Consider the following 5,379-nt stretch of genomic DNA (forward strand, 5'->3'; position numbering starts at 1 on the left):
CGGGCGGCCGGCGCGGGCAGCCGGGCGGCGTCGAGCTTGCCGTTGGCGGTGAGCGGCAGCGCCGGCAGCGGCGTCACCGTGGCCGGCACCATGTACTCGGGCAGGATCCGGGCCACCCGGCGGCGCAGCTCGGCGGGCGGGTCGGCCCCGTCGGCGAGGACCACGTACGCGTGCAGCCGGGCGTCGGCGGTGTCCACCGTGACCGCCACGGCCAGCACGTCCGGGTCGTCGAGCAGCACCTGGCGGATCTCGTCCAGCTCGATCCGGTAGCCACGGATCTTGACCTGGTCGTCGAGCCGGCCCAGGTGCTCCAGCCGCCCGTCCGGGAGCAGCCGGCCCCGGTCGCCGCTGCGGTACATCCGCCCGCCCCGCCAGGGGTCGGGCAGGAAGCGCTGGGCGGTCAGCTCGTCGCGGTGCAGGTAGCCGTCGGCCACCCCGGCGCCGCCGACGTGGATCTCCCCGGCGGCGCCCGGCGGCAGCAGCCGCCCCGCCGGGTCGAGCACGTGCACGTACCAGCCGGGCAGCGGGCGCCCCACGGAGCGGGTGCCGGCCAGGGCCAGGCCCCGGTCGATGGTCTGCGCGGTGACGTGCACGGTGGTCTCGGTGATGCCGAACATGTTGACCATCCGGCAGTCGCGCTCCGGGTACCGGTCGAACCAGCCGGTCAGCATGCCGGCGTCCAGCGGCTCGCCGCCGAACACCACCAGGCGCAGCCCCAGCCGGTGCGCGGCCCGCCGGTCGGCGTCGACGAGCTGCGCGAACGCCGACGGGGTCTGGTTGAGCACGGTGACCCGCTCCACGCGCAGCAGGGCGTGGAACTCGGCCGGGTCGCGTACCACCAGGTGCGGAACGACGACCAGGTGCCCGCCGGTGAGCAGGCAGCCCCAGATCTCCCAGACCGAGAAGTCGAACGCGCTGGAGTGGAACATCGTCCAGGTGTCCGCCGGGCCGAGCCCGAACTCGTCCCGGGTCGCGGCGACCAGGGCCAGCACGTTGCGGTGCGGGACCTGGACCCCCTTCGGCCGGCCCGTGGAGCCGGAGGTGTAGATGACGTACGCGGGGTCGTCCGGGCCGGCCGTCGCCGCCCCGGTGCCCGCCGGGTCGTCGGGGTCGTCGGCGAGCAGCTCGTCGACCTCCACGCCGTCGGCGCCGACGAGCAGGGTCACGCGGGAGTCCTCGACGGTGTAGCGGATGCGCTCGGCCGGGTAGGTGGGGTCGATCGGCACGTAGGCGGCGCCGGCCCTGAGCACGCCGAGCAGCGCCGCCACCAGGTCCACCGAGCGTTCCAGGCAGACGCCGACCCGGGTGCCCGGCCCGCAGCCCCGCGCCCGCAGCGCCGCCGCGATCCGCCCGGCGCGGGCGTCGAGCTGGGCGTACGTGAGCCGGTCGTCGCCGTAGGACACCGCCGGGGCGTCCGGGGTGGCCCGCGCCCACCCGGCCACCCGCTCGTGGATGCCGCCGGTCGGCTCGGGCAGGTCGACGGCCGCCCCGCCGAGGGCCGCGACCCGGTCCCGCTCGGCGTCGTCGAACAGGTCGCAGTCGGCCAGCGCCCGGTCGCCGTCGGCGAGGAGCTGGCCGAGGACGCGGGTGACGTAGCCCGCCACCGTGGCGACCACGTCGGCGGACCACACGCCGGTGCGGAAGTCGCAGGTGACGGTGCTGCCGCGCAGGGTCAGGGTGAGCGGCCACGGCGGCGTCAGGCTGGGCAGGTAGGTGTCGGCCGGACTGTCGGCGGTCAGCACGCCGACCGCGGCCTCCGGCGGCCCGGCGTCGGGCGTCCGCCCGGCAACGAGCCACGGGGCCGGCTCGGCGGGCCGGGCCGCGAGGGCGCGCAAAGTGCCGTCCACCGCCACGGGCACGACCGCCGGCCCCTCGTCGCGCAGCGTGCCGACCCGCACCCGGCGCACGCCGCCGAAGCGGGCCAGCACCGCGCCGACCGCGCCGGTCAGCGCCAGCAGGTCGGTCCCGGCGGGCACGGCGAAGGCGTACGACGCGGTCCGGTCGGCGCGCGGGTTCCCGCCCCGCCAGGCGGTGTCCCCCTCGTGTTCCCCGTCGTCCGCGGCCCCGGTCCCGGCCGTCTCCCCGGCGGCGGTCCCCGGCGACTCCGCCTGCCCGGCCGACTGAGACTGCCCGGCCGGGTCCGGCGCGACACCCTCGGGGTGGTCCCCGGGCTCCGGGCCGGCGGTCGGCTCCGCCCCGGCCGGCGACGCGATACCGGCCGCCTCGACGGCCAGCTCGCCCAGCGCGCGGCCGGTGAGCGGGCCACGCCGGGCGACGAGCACCAGGTCGGCGCCGGCGTCGTGGCGCAGCAGCACCGCCCGCACCGGCGGACCGTCGGCGGGCAGCGGCCGCGCCAGTTCCACGGCGCGGCGCGCGGCGGCCGCCGACGCGGGCATCCGGTCCACCCAGAGCCGAGCGGCGTCGAGGCCCCGACGCGCCAGCGCGGCGGCGAACCGGGCGGCGACCTCGTCGGGGTCGCCGGCGACGGCCACCGCCGCCGCGTGGCAGGAGCGGCCCGGGTCGGAGTGCTGTCGGGTGGGCTGTGGACGGCTGCTCATCGGGTGGTGAATCCTCCGTCGACGGTGATGACCGAGCCGGTGACCTGCGACGACTCGTCGGAGGCCAGCCACAGTGCGGCCTGGGCCACCGAGTCGGGCTCGATCAGCGCATTCATCGGCTGGGCCTGGACGAACGTCTCCTCGTGCTCGGCGACCGGCACCTCCAGCGACCGGGCGATCTCGGCCAGCATCCGACCCTCGACGTACGGGTCGTCGCGCACCGAGCCGGGGCACAGGGCGTTGACCCGCACCTTCAGCGGCGCGTAGTCCAGCGCCGCGGCCCGGGTCAGGCCGACCAGGCCGTGCTTGGCGGCGACGTACCCGGCGAAGTGCCGGTAGCCGACCAGGCCGGCGGTCGACGCCACGTTGACGATGCTCCCGGCGCGCTGCCGGCACATCACCGCGCCGACCGCGCTGACCATCCGCCACGGGCCGGAGAGGTCGACGTCGAGCATGAGCTGCCACTCGGCCTCGCTGATCTCGTGCACCGGCTTGCCGGAGGGCGCCGCGATGCCGGCGTTGTTCACCAGGACGTCGATCCGGCCGAACCGGTCCAGGCAGAGCGCGACGGCGGCCCGGACCGCGTCGAGGTCCCGCACGTCGGCCTCGACCGGGTACGCGGCCACCCCCAGCTCCGCGCAGAGCTTGGCGGTGTGCGTGAGCTGGCTGGCCGAGCCGAGCGGGTACGGCACGTCGGACAGGTCGTGGGCCACGTCCACCAGGACCAGGTCGGCGCCCTGCGCCGCGAAGGCGGTCGCGCAGGCCCGGCCGAGTCCCCGCGCGGCGCCCGTGATGATCGCGGTCCGGCCGGCCAGCCGGCCCGGCGTCGGCTCAGGCACCGGCCAGCCTCCGTCGCACCAGCGCCAGCAGCTCGGCCGGATCGTCGGCGAGGTACATGTGTCCACCGGCGACGGTGAGGGAGGCGAACCCGGCGGAGGTGACCCGGTCCCAGCCGGCCAGCGCGGAGGCGGCCACCAGGGTGTCGTCGGCGCCGCGCAGCGCGGTCACCGGCACGTCGAGCCGCTTGTCGCCGCCCGGCCGGTAGCCCTCGTGCAGCTCCACGTCGGCGCGCAGGGTCGGCAGCAGCAGCTCCCGCATGTCGGGGTCGGCCAGCGCCGGATGCGTGTAGCCGGCGAACTCCTCCACCCGCGCCACGAACTCGTCGTCGGGCAGGTCGGCGGCCGTGTGGTCGCGGCCCGACCACGGGTCGGGCGAGCCGCTGACGAACAGGTGCGCCAGCCGTACCCCGGCCGCCTGGGCCAGCCGGCCGGCCATCTCGTACGCGAGCACCGCGCCCATGCTGTGGCCGAACAGCGCCACCCGGTCGCGGCCGGCGACCAGTTCGAGCACCTCGTCGAGGAGCCCGTCGACGGCCTGGTCCATCCGGCGGTACGGCTCCTCGACGAAGCGCTTCTCCCGGCCCGGCAACTGCACCGGGAGGATCTCCAGGTCGGGCGGTGCGACCCGCTGCCACGGTTGGTACACCGAGGCGCCCGCGCCGGCGTACGGGAAGCAGAGCAGTGACGTGACGGTCAAGACGGCTCCTTGCCGAGGAGGGCGGACCGGACGGCGCCGAGCAGTCCGGGGTCGGCCCGGGCGAGCAGGTCGTGCCCGCCCGGGACGGTGACGGTGGTGCAGCCGGCGGTGGTGAGGTCGGCCCACGCCGCCGTCCCGACGTCGTCGACGTGCGGGTCGGCGTCGCCGCGGATCGCGGTGACCGGCACGCCGATCGGGCCGGCGTCGCGGTAGCGGTAGCTGCGGCCGAGTTCGAAGTCGGCGCGGGCCGCCGGCAGCGCGGCGGCGGCCAGCTCCGGGTGCGCGGCGACGGCCGCCGGCATCGTGCCCAGCGCGACCAGTTCGGCGAGGAACGTGGCGTCGTCGGCGCCGGAGTGGTCCGGTTCGACCTCGGCGCGGTGCGGGGCGACGGCCGAGGAGACCACCAGCAGATCGGCCGGCCGGTGCCCGCGTCGCTCCAGCCGGCGGACCAGCTCGAACGCGACGTACGCGCCGAGGCAGTCGCCGTAGACCGCGTACGGCCGGTCCAGGTGCGGGGCCAGGGCCGCCTCGAGGGCCTGTACCAGCGGCGTCATCCGCCGTGGCGCGGGATCGGCGACCCGCTCGCGGCGGCCCGGGTACTGCACCGCGTTCACCTCGACGGCGCGCGGCAGCCCCGCCCGCCAGGTCTCGAAGGCCCCGGCGTTGCCGCCCGCGTAGGGCAGGCAGAACAGGCGCAGGGCGGGCCGGGCGACGGGCGCCCGGACCACCAGCCACGGGTTCTCAGCCATCGCGGCTCACCCGCTCGACGACGGCGCCGTAGCTGCCCAGCGCGACGAACTCCGGCAGGGTGATGCTGCTGCCGTGGCGCTGCCGCAGCGCGGTGACCAGGCGCAGTGCGCGCAGCGAGTCGCCGCCCGCGGCGAGGAACTCCGCCCGCTCGCCGCGCGGCGCCACGCCGACGACCTCCTGCCAGACCGACGCCACCCGGGCCGCCCAGCGGTCCCGGGCGTCCCCGTCGCGCGGGGCGGGGACGACGGGACCCGCCGGTCCGACGGTGGGCAGCGGCACCGTCGGGTCGGTCGCCAGCAGCCGGCGGTACGCCTCGGCCAGCCGGTCGGCCCGCGCCTCGTCGACGTGCCGGGCGTCGTACTGGAGGGTCAGGGCGAGCTGGCCGGTGGCCGGGTCCACCTCCACGTCGACGGCGAGGCTGAACGCCACGTCGACAGTGATGCCCCGGCTGTCGACGATGCGGCTGCCACGGCCCCCGCCGCCCTCGCCCTCGTCGGCGCCGCCGTGGAAGTGGGTCCAGTTGAAGAAGTGGTCG

General features: G+C 77.1%; 5 protein-coding genes. All 5 read right to left on the reverse strand.

The genetic code is table 11. The annotated features are described in order from the left end of the window. A partial coding sequence (locus F6X68_RS30305; protein ID WP_225852522.1) for an amino acid adenylation domain-containing protein occupies nt 1-2,558 on the reverse strand: 2,558 nt, incomplete at its 3' end. Continuing rightward, nucleotides 2,555-3,397, reverse strand: coding sequence for an SDR family oxidoreductase (locus tag F6X68_RS30310; protein ID WP_192581605.1), 843 nt, complete (start codon nt 3,395-3,397; stop codon nt 2,555-2,557). The genes F6X68_RS30305 and F6X68_RS30310, both read right to left, overlap by 4 nt. Further along, nucleotides 3,390-4,094 carry a thioesterase II family protein gene (locus F6X68_RS30315; protein ID WP_132238353.1) on the reverse strand — a complete coding sequence of 235 codons (705 nt, stop codon included), beginning with the start codon at nt 4,092-4,094 and terminating at the stop codon, nt 3,390-3,392. The genes F6X68_RS30310 and F6X68_RS30315 overlap by 8 nt, the downstream gene beginning before the upstream one ends. Next, entirely contained in the window at nt 4,091-4,843 is a 753-nt protein-coding gene (locus tag F6X68_RS30320; RefSeq protein ID WP_151457456.1) for a thioesterase II family protein, read from the reverse strand. The genes F6X68_RS30315 and F6X68_RS30320 overlap by 4 nt, the downstream gene beginning before the upstream one ends. Next, on the reverse strand, nt 4,836-5,379 hold a 544-nt coding region (locus F6X68_RS30325), incomplete at its 5' end, for a phosphopantetheine-binding protein (RefSeq protein WP_151457457.1). The genes F6X68_RS30320 and F6X68_RS30325, both read right to left, overlap by 8 nt.

This window comes from Micromonospora sp. AMSO12t (assembly GCF_008806585.1).
In the GTDB taxonomy this organism is placed as follows: domain Bacteria; phylum Actinomycetota; class Actinomycetes; order Mycobacteriales; family Micromonosporaceae; genus Micromonospora; species Micromonospora reichwaldensis.

Bases quoted from the DNA above. Each gene is read 5' to 3' on its own strand.
- F6X68_RS30320 (WP_151457456.1), bottom strand. From the start codon at position 4,843: ATGGCTGAGAACCCGTGGCTGGTGGTCCGGGCGCCCGTCGCCCGGCCC.